Source organism: Pseudomonas sp. ok266, assembly GCF_900110195.1.
Taxonomy (GTDB): Bacteria; Pseudomonadota; Gammaproteobacteria; order Pseudomonadales; family Pseudomonadaceae; genus Aquipseudomonas; species Aquipseudomonas neuropathica.
The window spans coordinates 316,628-336,071 of record NZ_FOCU01000004.1; the positions used below are offsets into that span (position 1 = coordinate 316,628).

General features: G+C 58.1%; 14 protein-coding genes. 9 read left to right on the forward strand and 5 right to left on the reverse strand.

Features of this window, described 5'->3' with window-relative positions:
* Positions 1–33 precede the first annotated feature (33 nt).
* On the reverse strand, positions 34–1,359 hold the full coding sequence (locus BMY54_RS09315; RefSeq protein WP_093431245.1) for a glycosyltransferase: 1,326 nt from the start codon (positions 1,357–1,359) through the stop codon (positions 34–36).
* A gap of 271 nt (positions 1,360–1,630) precedes the next feature.
* Here BMY54_RS09315 and BMY54_RS09320 point away from each other — a divergent pair, with 271 nt between their 5' ends.
* The gene (locus BMY54_RS09320; protein WP_093431248.1) at positions 1,631–3,970 is read left to right on the forward strand and encodes a hypothetical protein; all 2,340 of its coding nucleotides are present in this window, start codon (positions 1,631–1,633) and stop codon (positions 3,968–3,970) included.
* Between the two features lie 192 nt (positions 3,971–4,162).
* Here BMY54_RS09320 and BMY54_RS09325 read toward each other — a convergent pair whose 3' ends face one another.
* Positions 4,163–4,522 carry a response regulator gene (locus tag BMY54_RS09325; protein WP_093431251.1) on the reverse strand — a complete coding sequence of 120 codons (360 nt, stop codon included), beginning with the start codon at positions 4,520–4,522 and terminating at the stop codon, positions 4,163–4,165.
* Positions 4,523–4,785: 263 nt separating this feature from the next.
* On the opposite strand from BMY54_RS09325, the gene BMY54_RS09330 reads away from it, so the two are divergent.
* The 5 genes from BMY54_RS09330 to BMY54_RS09350 are packed head-to-tail and all read left to right on the forward strand — an operon-like array spanning position 4,786 to position 11,330.
* Complete coding sequence (locus tag BMY54_RS09330) at positions 4,786–8,277, forward strand: response regulator (protein WP_093431254.1); 3,492 nt, start codon at positions 4,786–4,788, stop codon at positions 8,275–8,277.
* Positions 8,277–9,110 (forward strand): CheR family methyltransferase, encoded by an 834-nt coding sequence (locus tag BMY54_RS09335; protein WP_093431257.1) that lies wholly within the window; start codon positions 8,277–8,279, stop codon positions 9,108–9,110. Before BMY54_RS09330 ends, BMY54_RS09335 begins: the two co-directional genes overlap by 1 nt.
* Entirely contained in the window at positions 9,107–9,700 is a 594-nt protein-coding gene (locus tag BMY54_RS09340; RefSeq protein ID WP_093431260.1) for a chemotaxis protein CheB, read from the forward strand. The genes BMY54_RS09335 and BMY54_RS09340 overlap by 4 nt, the downstream gene beginning before the upstream one ends.
* Positions 9,694–10,908: a hybrid sensor histidine kinase/response regulator gene (locus BMY54_RS09345; RefSeq protein WP_093431264.1), complete on the forward strand. Its 1,215-nt coding sequence runs from the start codon at positions 9,694–9,696 to the stop codon at positions 10,906–10,908. The genes BMY54_RS09340 and BMY54_RS09345 overlap by 7 nt, the downstream gene beginning before the upstream one ends.
* Before the next feature lie 44 nt (positions 10,909–10,952).
* Positions 10,953–11,330: a response regulator gene (locus tag BMY54_RS09350; protein ID WP_003225116.1), complete on the forward strand. Its 378-nt coding sequence runs from the start codon at positions 10,953–10,955 to the stop codon at positions 11,328–11,330.
* A 112-nt stretch (positions 11,331–11,442) separates the two neighbouring features.
* Here BMY54_RS09350 and BMY54_RS09355 read toward each other — a convergent pair whose 3' ends face one another.
* From BMY54_RS09355 to BMY54_RS09365, 3 genes are all read right to left on the reverse strand, one after another.
* Positions 11,443–13,113: an ATP-binding protein gene (locus tag BMY54_RS09355; RefSeq protein ID WP_093431269.1), complete on the reverse strand. Its 1,671-nt coding sequence runs from the start codon at positions 13,111–13,113 to the stop codon at positions 11,443–11,445.
* A complete protein-coding gene (locus BMY54_RS09360; protein ID WP_093431272.1) occupies positions 13,110–14,612 on the reverse strand; it encodes an ATPase domain-containing protein in 1,503 nt (500 codons plus the stop codon). The genes BMY54_RS09355 and BMY54_RS09360 overlap by 4 nt, the downstream gene beginning before the upstream one ends.
* A gap of 131 nt (positions 14,613–14,743) precedes the next feature.
* Positions 14,744–15,799 carry a tetratricopeptide repeat protein gene (locus tag BMY54_RS09365; protein ID WP_093431275.1) on the reverse strand — a complete coding sequence of 352 codons (1,056 nt, stop codon included), beginning with the start codon at positions 15,797–15,799 and terminating at the stop codon, positions 14,744–14,746.
* Between the two features lie 170 nt (positions 15,800–15,969).
* Between BMY54_RS09365 and BMY54_RS09370 the strand changes: the two genes are divergently transcribed.
* Genes BMY54_RS09370 through BMY54_RS09380 form a run of 3 tightly spaced genes read left to right on the forward strand, consistent with a single transcriptional unit; the run spans position 15,970 to position 19,265 of the window.
* Entirely contained in the window at positions 15,970–18,105 is a 2,136-nt protein-coding gene (locus tag BMY54_RS09370; protein ID WP_093431278.1) for an FUSC family protein, read from the forward strand.
* Entirely contained in the window at positions 18,095–18,295 is a 201-nt protein-coding gene (locus BMY54_RS09375) for a DUF1656 domain-containing protein (RefSeq protein WP_007914938.1), read from the forward strand. The genes BMY54_RS09370 and BMY54_RS09375 overlap by 11 nt, the downstream gene beginning before the upstream one ends.
* A gap of 4 nt (positions 18,296–18,299) precedes the next feature.
* The gene (locus tag BMY54_RS09380; RefSeq protein ID WP_093431281.1) at positions 18,300–19,265 is read left to right on the forward strand and encodes an HlyD family secretion protein; all 966 of its coding nucleotides are present in this window, start codon (positions 18,300–18,302) and stop codon (positions 19,263–19,265) included.
* Positions 19,266–19,444: the final 179 nt, after the last annotated feature.

The following is a 19,444-nucleotide window of genomic DNA, read 5'->3' on the forward strand; positions in this document are numbered from 1 at the left end:
TTTGTATTTGGCCAATCGCTGTTTGAATGCAAGTTATGTAGAGGCCCGGTTTAAGTCTTGGTTTGCTGTGGTGTTGCGGTTTTTTGCTTCAATCCATTGCGCCATATATTGAGTGCTTTTGTGCGCGTGATGGCGCAGCATGCTGCCGGTGAAGTTGTTGTTTCTGAGTGTTTGCAAGTGCTGTTGGCAGTGACGAAGTTTCTCAATAAGTGCCGGTCCGTGTATTGCTTGTTGGTAGCGCTCGGTGAGTAGCTGGGTTCCCGCCAGACAAGCTTCTTGCCAACGCGCCTCGTCCTTGTAAAGCGCCACGGCAGTGTTGGCCAGCTCGATTGCGCTGTTTGAAATGGAACCGGGCCAAGTGTGATCACCCTGCATTGCCTCAGCACCAACCGGCGTCGTGACGCTGGGTGTACCGCACAGCATGGCGTCGACCAGTTTGCCCTTGATCCCGGCACCAAAGCGTAAAGGCGCCAGGCACACCCGCGCAGCAGACATCACCTGCAACGCATCTTCGGCCCAGTTCATGATGTGGAAGCCTTCACTGGCGTTATGCAGCGCCGTGGCTTTGGGCGGCGTGTAGGCGCCGTAGATGTGCAATTGGGCCTGGGGCAACTGTTGGCGAATCAGCGGCCAGATGGTGCTCTTCATCCACAGCACAGCATCCCAGTTGGGCGCATGGCGGAAGTTGCCGATGCTCAAGAAGTTCGCCCGATCTGCAAATGCTGCCGGCTCGGCCGTCGGCGGGTCGATCATCAGCGGGCACCAGTGCAGCAATTGCCGAGGCAAGCCGAACTGCTCGATCAGCAGTTCGATTTCCACTTCGGAGATCATCAGGTTCAGATCGCAACGATACAACGCGGCAATTTCGCGTCTGGCCAGATCGGTCTCGGCCATCAGCTCGAACTCGTCGCGCAGGGCCGGGGCAAATACATCACTGAAATCATTCTGGTCCGGATTGACCTTGAGGCGAGTCTTGAGCCGTTGGTGGCGCGCATGCCGCAGACTTTGCAGATCGGAAGTTTCCAGCACGCGCAGTGCCTGAGGGCATTGTTTTTCAACCCGCCAGCCGAACTGTTCTTCCATCATGAACTGGTCAAACAACACAATGTCCGGCGCCAGTTCACTGATGAAGTGGTCAAAGCTGCTGTTGTTGAGTTCGATGGCCACTTCGCGGATGCCGAGTGCACCAAGATCTGCTTTGTGCTCACCGGGTCCGGCCGGGCTGCTGAAGGTAATGTCCCAGCCTTGTTGCAGGAAGGTTTCGAGGATCTGCATGACGTGCCCGCTCGCCGCTGAGGAGCGCGGTTCTGGCCAGACGTATCCGATGACCAGGACTTTGGTGGCGGGAGGCTGAATCATGCGAGTTTTTCCTGTGCAGCAAACGAGGGATGCGATGAAGGCGCAATTAAACCATGGCAGGGGCGGTATTTAACACTGTTATCAATATGCTTGGGCTTTACGGTAAAAATGCAGGTGAGAGGGTTGTTCTGCTATTGATTAATGTAATTGTTGTGCAAGATTTGCTAATGGTTATTAGCTTTATAAGTGTGCGGCAGTATTGATAGTTTCGCTTGCGCCACAGTCGTTGAAAGATGCGGTCCGCGTTTTAGTACTGTGCGCAGGAGACTATATGAACAATCAACTATCCGGGCTTTATGCCGGCTCCGAAGAATCGTTACTGTGGTTGCTGGACCCTTTGGCAGATGCCGATGAGACGCCAGTATTGTCGAGGGCGAGAAACGCCAGTTCGGTCTTGTCGTCAGGGGATGTCGTGGAAGGCGTCAATGTAAAAGAGCTGGCTCAGGAGATACTGCAAGGGTGTGCCGCAGTTATGGATGAGGTGAGTTTTGATCCTGCTCATTTCATTCGCGAGCGTATTGATGAAACTGTATTGGAAATTGTCATTGAAGACGATGTTCGCAAGCGTATTCAGCATGATTCCGCTGTCAGCGTTAAGTATTACGAGTTGGAAGCGCCTAAGCGCAGCGACTCGCTCCAAGGAGAGAAAAAAGCGGTTGTCTGGAAAGAAAAAGCATTCACTCTCGCAGAAATCTGCACTGACTATCACGTGCGTGTTCTCAAAGGACTCTATGGAGTGACCATACAGTGGCCTTCCTATTATCCGCAGAAACTCAGGGAGGTGTTCAATGATGCGGATTATCAAGAGGACTTTAAACAGTATGTAAAAGATAACTTGCGATCGCCTGCGGTTAGCGCATTTGGCCGCTTATTGAAAAAAACAGAGCTGAACAAGTTGGTCGTGGAATTCATCAAGAGTGGTGATCGCTCCCTGGATGATCAAGTCATCGCTTTCGAGTATCTCAAAGGCATGATTCCACCACGCTTGCTTAACTTGCACAGCGATCCTGATTTGAATGTAGATAACGCTGTTTTTATCGGACGAAGCAATCTGGACCGTGGCCTGGTGTTTTTCCTGGGGGAAGACAGTGCGGCCTTCGAGTTTCCCGCCGGACATGATGCCCGTGGGCGTTTTGTTGAAAATAACCAAGACTTCCAGAAGCGCCTGCTCAAGCGCGTGCCGTTACGCGATCAACAGAAACCGTATGTTCGTGATTTCAAATATCGCGGCGCAGAATTTCCCGTGTTCGTCACCCGTGCCAACTATCGGGAATTGGTATTTCGATCCAGTTCGGATATCGGTCAGGATTTGTTCGATCGTCAAATCGCGCGGGCACTTGCCGACATCGATACGCTCGTTTCAACGGAAGCCGAACGCTGGACCGATTTTGCATTGGAGGCGGCCGGTTATCTCCTGCAATGTGTTGCGTTTGCCGCCTCGTTGCCTTACGGCGGAACGGCGGCATTCGCGTCTGCTCCGATTCGCATGCTGATTCCTTTTCTCCTGGGACTCGGGGCTTCCGCGACCGATTTGATTCGTGCAGAGATATCGGATGATCCTTCCGAGACCGAGCGGTTGCGGATCAACGCCGCGATCGGTTTGCTGGCCGAACTTGCAGGCCCGATAGCCGAAAGGCTGATCGGCAAGACATTGTCGCTTGCGCTCAAGAGAGACGTGGGGCGCCGGGTGCTCCAGGCGCTCAAAAACAGCAATCGGCCTTCGGTCTTTCGCCGCTCGGCGACACGGCTGCGTCAACAGTTGGCGAGCACGACAGGAAAAGAGATTCCAGACGCAGCCAAAGGCTTGCTAGTTGCCGGTTATCTCGCCGAGTTGTCAGGCGGCCCGAACGTAGCGCAAAAGCTGGCAACGGAGACGCGGGTCATCCGCTTGTCCGGTCCCGAAAAGGGCTTTGTTTATCAGGGGTTCGTCTTTCGGGGAGACATGCGAGACCCTTCACTCATCTTTCAGAAGGGGTTTACCCAGCGCGCACCGATCAAGCACCTCGATCAGATCAACGGTTTGAAGGGGGGATATGGCGGCGCTCATGACGCACTCAGTCCTGATGGCGCGGGTATTTCCACCTCGGCATTCTATAAAAAGGACGGGGCGGGAGCCTTTGTCTATGGGGGACAGAAAGGTGGATTTACCTATTTCATCGACGCACGGCAAGTGGAAGGCTTTCATTTATACGCCAACACCGAACTGGCTTTTCGCCCCAACTCAGGCTTGAAAACCCTGCCACCGCTGGAGATCAATTATGGCGTTGACCTACCACCGGGTCTGATTCTGGGCGCCTATGACCCGGCCGGCAACTTCATCGCCAATCCCAAAGCGATCAATCGGGCCATTGCGGCGAGTGAAATCAACCCGCTGGCGGGAGCGGGCCGGGATGTGGGCAACAAATTACGTCAGCCATTTGCTGACGGAGAGTTGTTGTCACCCGTCGATTTCGGCAACGAAGCGCTGAACGCGCAGGAAGCGCTTGTGATGGCGGCTCAGTCTGCGTCGGAGGGCATGCGACCTGCGACAGGGAAGGTTGATAGCAGTGATATCAGTGCCTTCCGGGAGCGGCAGAACGCTAAACGAGATCGCTTGAACGCGAGAAACTGACACCTCAGGAAACCTCTGCCAGTTCGCGGTAAAGCATTTTGCCGATGAAAAAATGGCAATCGTGCGCCGGACTGGCATCCATGGGCTCGACAAAAACGAGTGTTGCGGGGGCACTGGCAACGGCTGAGGTAAGCAAATATCAATATGCAGAAGTCGCACAAAGCTATTCCGTGAGCGATACGCTTGATGTACCTATTGAAGAATGCTTTTGACTTTGTCGCGTAATTGATCGATGGAAAATGGCTTGCCGATAACATGCATGTCAGCAGGGGCGTCAATGTTTTCGGCATAACCACTGGCAAACAGAATCGGCAGGGCGGGGCGCAGTTTCCGTGCTTCGTCTGCCAGTTCGCGGCCATCCATGCCAGGCAAACCGACATCGGTCATCATCAGGTCAACCTCTTTGGTGGCGTCCTGGAGAACCTCCAGAGCCTGTTCGCTCCCATCTGCTTCGAGCACCTTGAACTCCAACTCCTCCAGCACATCGACGATCAGCATGCGCACGATGTTGTCGTCTTCTACGACAAGGATGGTGGGGGCGGGGTTAGACATATTAAGGCTCTCGAAAGTCAGTTCAGGGTCGCCGGTCGATCAAAAGTGCCGGGCTCTTTCATCAGTAAGTGGCGCAGTGCCACAAGTTCCCTGCCCGAGACAAAAAAAGCATAGCCGCAGACGGGGGCGCAAGGATAACTGTTCAAGGCTGTAAAGGTGCTGGTGCATGTAGGAATTTGCGGCGAAACGTGTGAGAAAAATGGATCCACGCCGTCGTTTTGGGGCAAACTGCCGGTTTTTCAACAGTTCGACAAGGCTGCCCCATGTCCTCTCCGTCTACGGTTGATGAGCAACGGTTTCGCAAACTCCTGAGTCGCAACATCAGTCTGCCTTTGGGCGTCGGTGTGCTCAGTGCCGTGTTCTTCGTGTCGCTGATCACTTATCTGCTGTCGGTAATCCAGTGGGTGGAGCACACCGACCGGGTGATCAATAACGCCAACGAAGCGGTGAAGCTGACCGTGGACCTTGAAACCGGCATGCGTGGTTTCCTGCTCAGCGGCGACGAGCATTTCCTCGATCCGTACGAAACGGCCAAGCCGCGCATCGCGGTGGCGCTCAATACCTTGCTCGAATTGACTGCCGACAACCCGGTGCAAACCGATCGTCTGCGCCGTCTGCAAGCTTTGCAGGTTGAGTGGTCCAATTACGCCCAGTCGATGATCGATCTGCAGCGCTCCAGTGGCGATTACCGGGGCGCGGTCAAGGCCGGACGCGGCAAACGCCTGACGGACGAGATCCGCAAGCAATTCGAAGACGTTATCGAGACCGAACAGGTCCTGCGCACCACGCGTAATGAAGACGTGCGCCGCACCACGATCTGGAGCATCAGCCTCTATCTGGTGTTCATTGCCGGTATCAGTGGCTTGCTGGCCTATATCGGCCGGCGTGATCTGGTCAACCTGTCGACCAACTACAGCGCCAACCTTGCCGCCCAACAAGCCAGTGCCGAACGTCTGGAGCAGCAGGCGTGGTTGCGCAATGGTCAGACCGAACTGGCCGAGCAGGTGCTGGGGCAACTGACACTGAATTTGCTGGGGCGCAATATTCTGCAATTCTGCGCGCAATACCTCGGCACCGCCGTGGCCGCACTGTATGTGCGTGAAGAACACGGCGGCCTCAAGCGTGTGGCCACTTACGGTTTCTCCCGCGAGCAGGAAGAACAAGATCAGTCGATCTACAGCGGCGAAGGCATTGTTGGCCAAGTGGCGCAGCAGGCGCGGTTGATCCGTCTGGATTCGGTACCGTCGGACTACTTCAAAGTTAGCTCCGGGCTGGGCGAGGGCTTGCCGCATAGTGTGCTGGTGGTGCCGACCAGTGATGACGACCGCGTCAATGGCGTGATCGAACTGGGTTTCCTGCGTCCGCTCTCGGATCGCGATATCGAACTGCTGGAACTGATTGCCGGCAATATCGGCACCTCCATCGAAGCCGCGCGCTACCGTCAGCGTTTGCAGGAAGTGCTGGCGGAAACCCAGCAACTCAACGAAGAGTTGCAGGTGCAGCAGGAAGAGTTGAAAACCGCCAACGAAGAACTGGAAGAGCAGTCGCGGATTCTCAAGGAATCCCAGGCGCATCTGGAAACCCAGCAAGTCGAACTGGAACAGACCAACGAGCAACTTGCCGAACAGGCGCAGACGCTGGCCGAACAACGCGACGCCATGGATCTGAAAAACACCGAACTCAATCAGGCTCAGGTACAACTCGAAGAGCGCGCCGAAGAGCTTCAACGCTCGAGCAAGTACAAGTCCGAATTCCTTGCCAACATGTCCCACGAACTGCGCACGCCGCTGAACAGTTCGTTGATTCTGGCCAAGTTGCTCGCGGAGAACCCACAGGACAACCTCAGCGCCGAACAGGTCAAGTTTGCCGAGTCGATCTACTCCGCCGGCAACGATCTGCTCAACCTGATCAACGACATTCTGGACATCTCCAAGGTCGAGGCGGGCAAGCTCGAAGTGATTCCGGAGAACACCAGCGTGGCGCGTCTGGCCGATGGCCTGCGCAGCGTGTTCGAACCTTTGGCGGCGGACAAACAGCTGACCTTCAGCGTCGATGTGCAACCTGGCGCACCGGGCATGCTCTACACTGACCGTCAGCGGCTGGAGCAGGTGATCAAGAACCTGCTGTCCAACGCCGTGAAGTTCACCGAGAAGGGCGCGGTCAGCCTGACCATCGCCGGCCAGCCGGATGATCGGGTCGCGTTCATCGTGCGCGATTCGGGTATCGGCATCGCTGCCGACCAGCAGGAGAGCATTTTCGAAGCCTTCCGCCAGGCCGACGGCACCACCAACCGCAAGTACGGTGGCACCGGTCTGGGCCTGTCGATTTCGCGGGATCTGGCGACCTTGCTTGGCGGTTCGATCAGCGTCAGCAGCACACCGGGGCAGGGCAGTGTGTTCACATTGCTGCTGCCGCAGCAGTTCAACGAGGCCAATGAAGTTGCGTTCGCACCGTTGACCTTTACCCCGCCAGCGGCGGTGGCCAGCGCGCCACTGGCGCCGGTTGTTTCGCCGTTGGCGCCGGTGCATATTCCGCGCTTCGCCGATGACCGCAACAAGGCGCCATTCGCCACGCGCTGCATTCTGGTAGTGGAAGACGAGCCGAACTTTGCGCACATCCTCTACGATCTGGCGCATGAACTGGGCTATCAGTGCCTGGTGGCCCATGGCGCGGACGAAGGTTACGACCTCGCCAAAGAGTTCGTGCCGGACGCGATCCTGCTCGACATGCGGCTGCCGGATCACTCCGGCCTCACCGTGCTGCAACGCCTGAAGGAACACGCTGGAACCCGGCACATCCCGGTGCATGTGATTTCCGTCGAGGACCGTGTCGAAGCGGCAATGCACATGGGCGCGATCGGCTATGCGGTCAAACCGACCACCCGCGAAGAGCTCAAGGACGTGTTCGCCCGTCTCGAAGCCAAGCTGACCCAAAAGGTCAAACGCGTGCTGTTGGTCGAGGACGACGATTTGCAGCGCGAAAGCATTGCCCGTCTGATCGGCGACGAAGACATCGAAATCACCGCCGTCGGCCTCGCGCAGGACGCGCTGGAGCTGCTGCGCACCACGATCTACGACTGCATGGTCATCGACCTGAAGTTACCGGACATGCTCGGCAATGATCTGCTCAAGCGCATGTCCACCGAGGACATCTGCTCGTTCCCGCCGGTTATCGTCTACACCGGGCGCAACCTGACCCGCGATGAAGAGGCCGAACTGCGCAAGTATTCGCGCTCGATCATCATCAAGGGCGCACGTTCGCCAGAGCGCTTGCTGGACGAGGTCACACTCTTTCTGCACAAAGTCGAATCGCAGTTGTCCCATGAACGGCAGAAGATGCTCAAGACCGCGCGCAGCCGCGACAAGGTCTTCGAGGGTCGCAAAGTGCTGTTGGTGGACGACGATGTGCGCAACATTTTCGCCCTCACCAGTGCTCTGGAGACCAAAGGCGCAGTCGTGGTCATTGGCCGTAACGGGCGTGAGGCGATTGAAAGACTCAATGAAGTCGAGGACATCGATCTGGTGTTGATGGACGTGATGATGCCGGAAATGGACGGTTTTGAAGCCACCATTGAAATCCGCAAGGATCCGCGCTGGCGCAAACTGCCGATCATCGCGGTGACGGCCAAGGCCATGAAAGACGATCAGGAGCGCTGCCTGCAGGCGGGCGCCAATGATTACCTGGCCAAGCCTATCGACCTGGATCGCCTGTTCTCGCTGATTCGCGTGTGGTTACCAAAAATGGAACGCATTTAGTGGAACGCAGTACGCCAGCCGAACGAAACAGTGAAATCGAACTGCGCTTGTTGATTGAGGCGATCTACCTCAAGTACAGCTACGATTTTCGCGATTACTCCGGCGCTTCGATCAAGCGCCGGGTGCAGCACGCGCTGAGCCAGTTCGAGTGCGCGACCATTTCGGCATTGCAGGAAAAGGTTCTGCATGACCCGACAGCGTTCATGCAGTTGCTGCAATTGCTGACGATTCCGGTCAGCGAGATGTTTCGTGACCCTTCGCACTTCCTCGCGATTCGCCGGGAAGTGGTGCCGCTGTTGCGCACTTATCCGTCGATCAAGATCTGGATCGCCGGGTGCAGCACGGGCGAGGAGGTCTATTCGATGGCGATTCTGTTGCGCGAAGAAGGCCTGCTCGATCGCACGATCATCTATGCCACCGATATCAACCCGCGCTCGCTGGACAAGGCCAAGCAGGGGATTTTCTCAATGGAGAATGTTCGTGCGTACACGGCCAACTATCAGCAGGCTGGTGGCCAGCGCTCGTTTGCCGACTACTACACTGCAGCTTACGGTTACGCGATTTTCGACAAGAGCCTGTGTGAGAACGTGACCTTCGCCGACCACAGTCTGGCGACGGACAGCGTGTTCTCCGAAACTCAATTGATTTCCTGTCGCAACGTACTGATTTACTTCAACAAGAAACTTCAGGACCGCGCCTTTGGTCTGTTTCATGAATCGCTGTGCCACCGCGGCTTTCTAGTGCTGGGCAGCAAGGAAACGCTGGATTTCTCCGGTTACGCGAATCAGTTCGAAGCGCTGGTCAAACAAGAACGGATCTACCGTAAAACATGAATGAGGCTGTGGATTTACCTCGCGTCGAGGTAATAGTGGTCGGAGCTTCCGCCGGTGGCGTCGAGGCGCTGCTGAGCCTGCTCGGACCGCTGCGCCGAGGCTACAGGTTGCCGATCATTGTGGTCCTGCACCTGCCCGAAGAGCGCCGCAGCCAATTGGCCGAGGTCTTCTCCCGGCGTGTAGAGATGCCAGTGCACGAGGCTGCCGACAAACAGGATATCGTTGCCGGCAACGTGTATTTCGCCACGCCGGGTTATCACCTGTCGGTGGAGCAGGATCGCAGCCTCTCGTTGAGCCTGGAGGAGCGCGTGCATTATTCACGGCCATCGATCGACTATCTGTTTGAATCGGCCGCCGACGCCTACGGTTCTTCCCTGGCCGCTGTACTGCTGACCGGCGCCAATCACGATGGCGCGCGCGGGTTGGCCGAGGTCAAGCGTTGCGGCGGTTTGACCATCGTCCAGGACCCCGAAGACGCGCAAGTCGCCACCATGCCCTTGGCTGCACTGAAGATTCAGCAGCCGGATCATGTCCTACCCATTCACGGCATCGGCCGTCTGCTTGTCGAGCTGGAACGAATCGCATGCTGAGTAATATCCAAGCCAAACTGCTGATCGTCGACGATCTGCCGGAGAACCTGCTGGCGCTCGAAGCGCTGATCAAGCGCGAAGACCGTACCGTCTATAAAGCTCTATCGGCGGATGAAGCGCTGTCGTTGTTGCTGCAACATGAGTTCGCCATGGCCATCCTCGACGTGCAGATGCCGGGCATGAATGGCTTCGAACTCGCCGAGTTGATGCGTGGTACCGAGAAAACCAAGAATATCCCGATCATTTTCGTCAGCGCCGCCGGCCGTGAACTGAATTATGCGTTCAAGGGTTACGAGAGCGGGGCGGTGGACTTTCTGCACAAACCGCTGGATATCCATGCGGTCAAAAGCAAGGTCAATGTCTTCGTCGATCTGTACCGCCAGAGCAAAGCGCTCAAGCAACAGCTTGAAGCCCTGGAGCAGGCCCGTCGCGAGCAGGAAGCGCTGCTGCAAAAACTGCAGAACACCCAGCTGGAGCTGGAGCAGGCCGTGCGCATGCGTGATGACTTCATGTCGATCGTTGCCCACGAAGTGCGGACGCCGCTCAACGGCCTGATCCTCGAAACCCAGTTGCGCAAGATGCACTTGGCTCGGGACAACGCTGCGGCGTTCACCCTCGACAAGATGCACGCCATGGTCGACCGCGATGAACGGCAGATCAAAAGCCTGATCCGCCTGATCGAAGACATGCTCGACGTGTCGCGCATTCGCACCGGCAAATTGTCGATCCGACCGAGTCGTTTCGATCTGGTGCAACTGGTCAGCAACCTGCTGCAAAACTTTGCGCAACAGATCGAAGCCGCTGAAACCGAAGTGTCGTTTACCGCGCCAGTACCGGTGGAAGGTCATTGGGACGAGTTCCGCATCGAGCAGGTAGTCACCAATCTACTGACTAACGCTCTGCGTTACGGCGGTCGCAGCCCGATCCAGGTGCGGGTTTACTGTGAAGGTGATGAAGCGCGGATCGAGGTGCAGGACCGTGGCATCGGCATCAGCCAGGACAACCAGAAGCGTATTTTTCAACAGTTCGAACGGGTTTCCGCCAAGACGGTAGTGGCCGGGCTCGGGCTGGGTCTGTTCATTTCCGAGCAGATCGTCGCCGCCCATGGCGGCTCCATCGTCGTCGAGAGTGAAATCAACGAAGGCGCCCTGTTTCGCGTTTGTCTGCCAATCCAGGAAAACGGCAAATCCGACGCAACCTCTGAGTGACCACACGGTCGTATCAGCAGCTATTGACCGAACAAAGGCTTCCCATGAGCGTAGATGCACAAGATGTAGTACTCGTCGTCGAGGACGAACCGGTTATCTTGATGGTCCTGACGGATTACCTGTCAGGGCAGGGGTATCGCGTGTTGCAGGCCGAAAACGGCGAGCAGGCGTTCGAGATTCTTGCGAGCAAGCCACATCTGGACATGTTGATCACCGATTTCCGCTTGCCCGGCGGGATCTCCGGTGTGCAGATCGCCGAGCCGGCCGTCAAGCTGCGCCCGGACCTTAAAGTGATTTTCATCAGCGGTTATCCGCAGGAAATCCGCGAAACCGGCAGCCCGATCACGCGCAAGGCGCCGATCCTGGAAAAGCCGTTCGACCTGGATGTGTTGCAGGAAAAGATTCAGGAATTGCTCGCCTGATATCTGTGTAGGAGCTGCCGCAGGCTCGGGCCGCGATCGGACGATCTTTTGATCTTTTTTAACGATCAACATCAAAAGATCGCAGCCTGCGGCAGCTACAGTTTCAGTATTATCAGCTTTTGATCATCTCCCGCACTTTGGCGGTCAACAGGTCGAAAGTGAACGGTTTGGTGATCATCTGCATCCCCGAATCGAGGAACCCGCCACGCACTCCCGCGTGCTCGGCGTATCCGGTGATAAACAGGACCTTCAGACCTGGCCGATATTGTCGACCAACCTCCGCCAGTTGCCGGCCGTTCATGCCCGGCAGACCGACATCACTGATCAGCAGATCGATGCGCTGCGTCGAGTTCAGAATCGGCACCGCGCTGTCCGCATCCCAGGCCTCGACGAAGGCATAACCCAACTCACCGAGTACCGCGCAGACCAGCACGCGCACGGCCGGGTCGTCTTCGACGATCAGCACGGTTTCGCCGTCAAGCGCATCCGGCAATTGCGGAATATCGGCGACGGGGCTGGCCAGTTCTTCGCCGCGAAAGCGCGGCAAGTACAGCCTGACCGTGGTGCCTTCATCGATCTCGCTGTCGATCGAGACATGGCCGCGTGACTGCTTGCTGAAACCGTAGATCATCGACAGGCCCAGTCCCGTGCCCTGGCCGATCGGTTTGGTGGTGAAAAAAGGGTCGAACGCACGGTTGATGACACTTTGTGGCATGCCACTGCCGTTGTCGGTGACGCTGAGCATCACGTAATCACCGGGTTCGAGGTTGTTGTAGGCCTCGGTGAATTCGCGCTTGAGCACCTGGTTGCTGGTCTCGACCACCAGTTTGCCGCCGTCGGGCATCGCGTCGCGGGCATTGATCACCAGGTTGAGCAGGGCGCTTTCCAGCTGATTGGGATCCGCCTCCGCAACCCACAGATTGTCGTTGAGGCGCATGTCCAGCTGAATGCTTTCGTTGAGGCTGCGTTGCAGCAACTCGCCCATGGACTGCACCAGGGCGTTCATCTGCACTGCTTTGGAGTCGAGCGACTGCCGACGCGAAAACGCCAGCAAGCGGTGGGTCAGACCGGCGGCACGGTTGGCCGAAGTCACGCCCAGATCGATCAGGCTGTCGAGGTCATCGGTGCGACCACGGGCCAGACGTCGACGCAACAACTCAAGACTGCCGATGATGCCAGTGAGCATGTTGTTGAAGTCGTGGGCGATACCACCGGTGAGCTGGCCGACCGCTTCCATTTTCTGCGACTGGCGCAGCGCTTCTTCGTTGTGGCGCAGTTGTGCGGTGCGCTCTTCGACCTGTTGCTCAAGGGTTTCCAGAGTCGACTGCAGGCGCCGTTCGCTTTCACTCAGATCGATCAGCCGGTCGCGGGCTTCGTATTGTCGTCGACGGCCGCGCAATGCGGCGGAAACCATACTGACCAGCGTCGCCGGATGAAACGGTCGCTCAAGGAACGTCACGTTGCCCAGCAGATCGCTGAGGCGTGAGGAGGGGCCTTGTTCCTGGCCACCGTGATGAGTCAACAGCACAATCGGCAGATCCGACCAGGCAGGTTGCTCTTGCAGATACAGGAACAGCGCTTCCAGTTCCGGCCCGCGCAACGCTTCAGCGGCGACCAGCAACAGACCGGCACCGATTTCCAGTTCCGTACACAACGAACTCAGACTCGGAGTGACGACTCCACTGTAACCCGCCTCGTTGAGGATCATCTGCGCAATCTGGCTGTCGCGACCCACGGGCGCCAGAATCAGCGCCCGTTCGGCCAGCGGCACTTGAACCGTCACAAGCGCTCTTCCTGCAGTAACGGATTACTCGCGCCGAGGTAGGTCGGGACACCGCGCAGTACGCCCTGAAAGGCTTCCAGCGGTTCGCCGATGGTCATGCCTTGCGTGGAAATGCGGTATTCGCGAATGGTCGATTCGTGGCTGCCGGTGCGTTTCTTGATGATCGAGATCGCGCGGCGGACTTTGCCCAGTGCTTCGAAGTAGCGCAACAGAATCACCGTGTCAGCCAGATAAGTAATGTCGACCGGCGCTTGCATGTCGCCGACCAGACCATGCTGGGCAACCGTCATGAAAGTCGCCGCGCCTTTGCGGTTCAGGTAGAGCAACAGTTCGTGCATGTGCAGTACCAGCGCGTTTTCTTCCGGCATTGCTGCCTGATAGCCGTTGATGCTGTCGATAACCACGGTTTTGATTTGACCTTCATCGACACAGCGGCGCACGCGGTGCGAGAACTCGCCCGGTGACAGTTCGGCGGCGTCGACCTGTTCGATCAACAGATTGCCGGTCGCCTGCAGGGCCTTGAGGTCGATGCCGATGTTTTTCATGCGCTCGAACAGCAGGCCCAGTTCTTCATCGAAGATAAACAGTGCGGCTTTCTCGCCACGGAGCACGGCAGCGGCGGCGAAGATCATCGAGATCAGCGATTTACCGGTACCGGCAGGGCCGAGAATCAGCGTGCTGGAGCCGGTCTCGATGCCGCCGCCGAGCAGGGCGTCCATTTCCGGGATGCCACTGGACAGTTGCAAACGCGCATAGTCGCCACGATGTTCAGCCGCCACCAGGCGCGGGAACACGTGCACGCCGTCGCCCATGATGGTGAAGTCGTGGAAACCGCCGCGATATTTCTGGCCCCGGTACTTGACCACTCGCACGCGTCGCCGCTCGGCGCCGTAGTTAGGCGTCAGCTCTTCGAGGCGGATCACCCCGTGGGCCACACTGTGCACGGTTTTGTCGAGGGATTCGGTGGTCAAGTCGTCAAGCAGCAGTACCGTGGCGTTGTAGCGCACGAAGTAATGCTTGATGGCCAGAATCTGCCGGCGATAACGCAAAGAGCTTTGTGCCAGCAAGCGGATCTCCGACAGGCTGTCGAGCACCACACGCGTGGGCTTGAAGCGTTCGACCGCTTCGAAAATCTGCTTGGTGGCTTCGCCCAGTTCCAGGTCGGAGGAATACAGCAGGCTCTGTTGGTGCTCAGCATTGAGCAGGCTTTCCGGGGGCGTCAGCTCGAAGATCTTGATGTTGTCATCCAGCGTCCAGCCGTGGGACGACGCCCCTTGCCTCAGTTCGCGCTCGGTTTCCGAGAGCGTGATGTACAACGAGCGTTCGCCGGCTTTCGCGCCGGCCAGGAGAAAATGCAAAGCGACTGTGGTTTTGCCGGTACCGGGTTCACCCTCCAGCAAAAAAACATGACCGCGAGACAAACCACCGGCCAGGATGTCATCCAGACCCACAATGCCGGTAGCGGCTTTCGCACTGATCAACTCGTTAGAAGTAGACAAAAAATGCCCTCTCATGACTAAGGGAAGCGAGGCCGCCAACTAATTGAGCGGCCTGATTAACTTGACCCTATGGCGTGATGGCAGTTCCGAAATTCCTTGCCGGATGTATCCAACGAGCGGTCAAAAGTACTTCAGAGGCCTTGCTGTAACTCAGGATCATCCGGGTTCAGCTGCTCCAGTTGCGCCAGCAGGATCTGCACATTCTGCAGTTGTCCGCTTTCCTTCCAGTAATTGATCAGCAAGACCCGCGCCTTGCGGTCGGCGGGGTGGCGCTGGACGATTTCCTGCAACTGCTTCTGCGCCGCTTCCAGTTCTTCGGCGCTGTGCAGGGTGGTGGCGAGGTCGTAGCGATAATCCTTGTTGTCCGGCTCAAGCTCCACGGCTTTGGACAAACCGAGCAGGGCGTATTCGCGCTGATCGTGGTGCAACAGCCAAAGGCCCAAGGCATGTTGCAGATAAGCCGAGTCAGGTTGTGCCTTGAGTTGTTGGCCCAGCAATTGGCGGGCGGCATCGGTTTGGCCCTGGCGATCGAGGACATCGATCTGCATCACCAGCGCCTGCAGATTGCCGGGTTCCATGCGCAGGGTATTCTCAAGCGCGACCTGTGCCTCTTTGAGTTCGGCGTTGTGTAGATGCAGTCGGGCCAGTTGCGCGTAGTTGGCAGCGCTTTCCGGCAGTGCCTTGAGCGTTTGCTCCCAACCGTCGATCGCTTGTTGCAGCGGCGCGAAATACAGCCCCAGCTCATCCGGGGTCAAGCCGAGCAGGGCGTTGATCGCGGCGAAGCGAACAGTTTGATCCTCATCCTCGAGCATTGGCCCGAGCAACAGGCTCCGTTGCCCGCCCGGCACCAGTCCGACCACGCTTTTGATCGCCGCCAGCCGCACGGCGGGGGATTCGTTTTGCAGGTCCGTATCAGCGAGCTTCAACGCTTGGGGACTAGGGTAATTGGGCAGCTCGCCATGCAGCCACACGCGGCGCTTGACCGAAATGTCCGGACGGCCCAGTTGCTGATACAGCTGACGCGCCGCGCCCGGTTGACCCTTGCGCGCGGCATCCAACGCCTCGCTATAGCCGTGTTTGATCGCATCGGGTATGACCGGCACGGTGCTGCGCACGGACAACCAAGCGACAATGACGACAAGCACAAGGCCCAGGCTGATAAGCAAGTAGCGGCGAGACTGAGGCATGCAGGTTTCCGAAACAGGCGTTCTTGAGCAGAGCGGCAAGCTTCGGTCAGCTTCGGCCATGAGTCAAACTCTTGCATGCGAATCGCCCTACAAACTGCGTCGACTCAGTTACCCGTCAGTCTTTCGTTGCAGTGTCTACGCTTGCAGAAGTCGCTTCGATGAGTGTGCCCATGCAAGCCCTGTTCAATTACTTCAAGGCCGTTATTCACCCTGGTCAGGCCGTCCTGTTGTTTGCCCTGCGAACCATTGCGGCGGGGTTGCTGACGCTGTATCTGGCGTTTCTGTTCGATCTCGATCAGCCCAAGTGGTCGATCATGGCGGTGGTCATTGTCAGCCAGCCGCTGGCCGGGATGGCGCTGGCACGCAGTTTCGGCCAGGTGATCGGCACGACGCTTGGGGCAGCGGTGGCAGTAGTGATCATGGCAATCTTTCCCCAGGCCCCGCTGCCATTCATTACCACCCTGGCCCTGTGGCTGGCGCTGTGCACGGCCGGCGGCACGTTGCTGCGCTACACCAGCTCGCAAGCGTTTGTGCTCAGTGGTTACACCGCTGTGGTCGTGGCGCTATTGGCAATTCCCGACCAGGACGGCACGTTTCTGTTGGCGGTAACCCGCGTCACGGAAACCTTGCTGGCCGTGGCGTGTGTATGTGTGGTCAGTCTGCTGACGGCGCGGCCGCAAGCGGTGGCCAAGGGGTATTTCGCCAAAGTCGATCAGGTGATCAAACTGGCCGCCAGCCATGCTGCGGCAGTGCTTCGCACGGAGGAAAGCGAGGCCGAGTTTCAGAGCCGGCAAATGCAACTGCTCGGCGAGATCAGCGCCCTTGAAGGCCTGCGGCGGCACTTGTATTTCGATGCGCCGCGCTTGCGCAGCGCCAGCCATCTGGTGCTGCTGTTGGGCAACCAACTGATGCTGCTGACCTCTCGGTTGACCGCATTACGTCATCAGCGCGAACTGCTTACCGAACGCTGGGAAGGCGATCTGCCGGTGGACATCCAGCGCTTGCGCGCCGAAGAGCTGGCGCTGCTCGATCAGTTGGCGGAGCAGGGGCGAGCGCTGCCCGAACCCGCACGCCAGCACTTCGTCAAGCTGCAACAACAGTTCGAGGCGTTGGCGTATCAGGCCGAGCAGTTGACTGAAAACATGAGCGCCACCTTGCGCTCGCTGGCCTGGGCGCTGCGCTGGGAGCAGGCGCGGCTGTTGCAGCAACTGGAGCAAATCCTTGAACTGAGCGATGCCATTCAGGAAGGGCGTGAGGCCAGTTGTCTTTATCGCGGTCAGGTCAGCCCTCTGCATCTGGATTTCACCCTGGCGTCGATGAATGCGATCCGTGCGTTCACCGCGCTGCTGGTCGCCGGATTGATCTGGATCGAAACCGCGTGGGACGGCGCGCGGGGCGGGATGATTCTGGTGGGAATCCTCTGCTCGCTGATGGCAACGTTCCCGCGCCCGCTGATGGCCGCGCAGAGTTACGCCCGTGGCCTGGGGCTGGCGCTGGTGGTCTCGGCGTTCTATCAATTCATGCTGGTGCCGGCGATCAGTGATTTCGAGCTGCTGGCAATGCTGCTGGCGCCGCTGCTGTATGTGATCGCGATCGGTCTGGCCAGCCCGGCGACGGCAGGCATCGGCATGGGGCTGGGGTTGTCGAGTTTCCTGATGCTCGGTCCGCAGAATGTTGGTACCGGGCAGAACACCGCGATTCAATGGTTCGAATTTGCCGGCGCCTATGTCAGTGCGGCCATGCTTGCCCTGATCGTTTATGCGTGGATTTTCCCGTTTCGCCCGGCGTGGCGCCTTCGCCGTTTGTATAACGAAGCGCGCGAGCAGGTGTATGCGCTGACCAAAGCCCCCGCGACCGATGAGCAACAGTTTGCCTTTGAAAGCCGCATGGTCGATCGCCTGACCAGCATGCTCGGCCTGCTGCCGGCGGTGAACAGCCGGCCCATGCAGCAACTGTATGAAATCAGTCTGGCTTGCGTAGCTCTGGGTGTAGCGATGCATCAATTGAGGCAGCAGGCACACAACAATGCATTGCTGACGGACGCTTTCAATCAGCGTCTGGCTTCGGCCGTGCGCAAGACCGGGCGCTTTGTCGCCGGGCGGCAGGACGTTCAACTGGCGCCATTGTTGGCCACGCTACACACATTGGGCGACGAGCTGGATGAACTGCACGTCGCCAGCCATGAGCATGTGTGGTCGCTGTTTCGTATGCGCGTGGCCCTGCTGATCGTGGTGTCATTCCTGCAGCGCCACGGTGACGCCATCCAGCATTCTGTTCCGGAAGGAGAAGCAGCCCTTGCCCATTGATTTCGAGATTGGCGGTGTCTATCTGCCGCCCATTGCTCAGGCGCTATTGTTGGCCATCCCGATATTCATGCTGCTGGACTGGGGATTGCGGCGTTTGGGCGTGTTGCGTCTGGTCTGGCATGAGGCGCTGTTCGAGGGCGCCTTGTATGCCTGTGTGTGTGCCACGCTGATTTTGCTGATGGGAGCCTGATGCCTTGAAAGTGCTATTCACGCGATTGATTACATTGGCAGTGGTGTTGCTGGCGATCGTCCTCGGCTGGTTTGCCTGGGAACATTACACGCGCGCGCCATGGACTCGCGATGCCCGGGTCAGGGCAGACGTGGTGACGCTGTCGGCGGATGTGTCGGGGCGTATTGTCAGTCTGGCGGTGCAGGACAACCAGCATGTGCAGAAGGGGCAGCTGTTGATGGAGATCGACCCGGCGCGCTACCGCCTGGCGGTAGAGCACTCGCGGCGTTCGGTGGAAGTGGCGAAGGCAACGCTGGGGCAGTCGCAAGCGGCCATTGTTGCCAGTGAAGCCTTGCTCAAGCAGCGGCAAAGCGAAGAGCGTCGGCGGCGTACGCTCAAGCAGGGTTTTGCGATTTCCGGGGAGGAGTGGGAGAAGTCCAGTACCGATGTGGCGGTGGCCCAGGCGGATCTGCTGCGCAATCAAGCCAATCTCGGCCTCGCAGAGGCGAACGTGCAGTTGGCGATTGCCGCAATGACCCAGGCCGAACTGGATTTGCAGCGCACCCGCGTCGAGTCCCCAGTCAGCGGTTACGTGACCAACCTCCTGACCCGTGAGGGTGACTATGCGGTGAGCGGCGGTGCTTTGTTGGCGCTGGTCGACAGTGACTCGTTCTACGTCAGTGGTTATTTCGAAGAAACCAAGCTGCCACGAATCGGCGAGGGCGATCGGGTACGCGTGCAATTGATGAGCGGGGAGACGTTCGGCGGCACGGTGCAAAGCATTGCCTTCGCCATTGCCGACCGCGAAAACGCACCGGGCAGCCGGCTGCTGGCCAACATCAATCCAAGTTACACCTGGGTAAAACTCGCGCAGCGGGTGCCGGTACGGATCGAAATCGATGGCGACTACGCCGGCAAAAACCGCTTGCGTGCGGGCACCACAGCGACCGTCACCGTGCTGGAAAACACCCAATCTGAAGAACACCGTTAACCCTGTGGGAGCGAGCGTGCTCGCGAAAGCAATGGAACAGCCCCGATGGTGTCGCCTGACACACCGCATTCGCGAGCAGGCTCGCTGCCACAAGATTTCATTGATCAAAAATAAAAAAAGCCCCGCGACCGAATGATACGCGGGGCAAAAAAATTGGTTGGTTGCGGCCAACCAAAGGA

What these genes read in the sequence shown, in the direction of transcription:
- BMY54_RS09340 (WP_093431260.1), top strand. Translation starts at nt 9,107, where the DNA reads ATGAATGAGGCTGTGGATTTACCTCGCGTCGAGGTAATAGTGGTCGGA.
- BMY54_RS09350 (WP_003225116.1), top strand. Translation starts at nt 10,953, where the DNA reads ATGAGCGTAGATGCACAAGATGTAGTACTCGTCGTCGAGGACGAACCG.
- BMY54_RS09325 (WP_093431251.1), bottom strand. Translation starts at nt 4,522, where the DNA reads ATGTCTAACCCCGCCCCCACCATCCTTGTCGTAGAAGACGACAACATC.
- BMY54_RS09370 (WP_093431278.1), top strand. Translation starts at nt 15,970, where the DNA reads ATGCAAGCCCTGTTCAATTACTTCAAGGCCGTTATTCACCCTGGTCAG.
- BMY54_RS09320 (WP_093431248.1), top strand. Translation starts at nt 1,631, where the DNA reads ATGAACAATCAACTATCCGGGCTTTATGCCGGCTCCGAAGAATCGTTA.
- BMY54_RS09315 (WP_093431245.1), bottom strand. Translation starts at nt 1,359, where the DNA reads ATGATTCAGCCTCCCGCCACCAAAGTCCTGGTCATCGGATACGTCTGG.
- BMY54_RS09330 (WP_093431254.1), top strand. Translation starts at nt 4,786, where the DNA reads ATGTCCTCTCCGTCTACGGTTGATGAGCAACGGTTTCGCAAACTCCTG.
- BMY54_RS09345 (WP_093431264.1), top strand. Translation starts at nt 9,694, where the DNA reads ATGCTGAGTAATATCCAAGCCAAACTGCTGATCGTCGACGATCTGCCG.
- BMY54_RS09365 (WP_093431275.1), bottom strand. Translation starts at nt 15,799, where the DNA reads ATGCCTCAGTCTCGCCGCTACTTGCTTATCAGCCTGGGCCTTGTGCTT.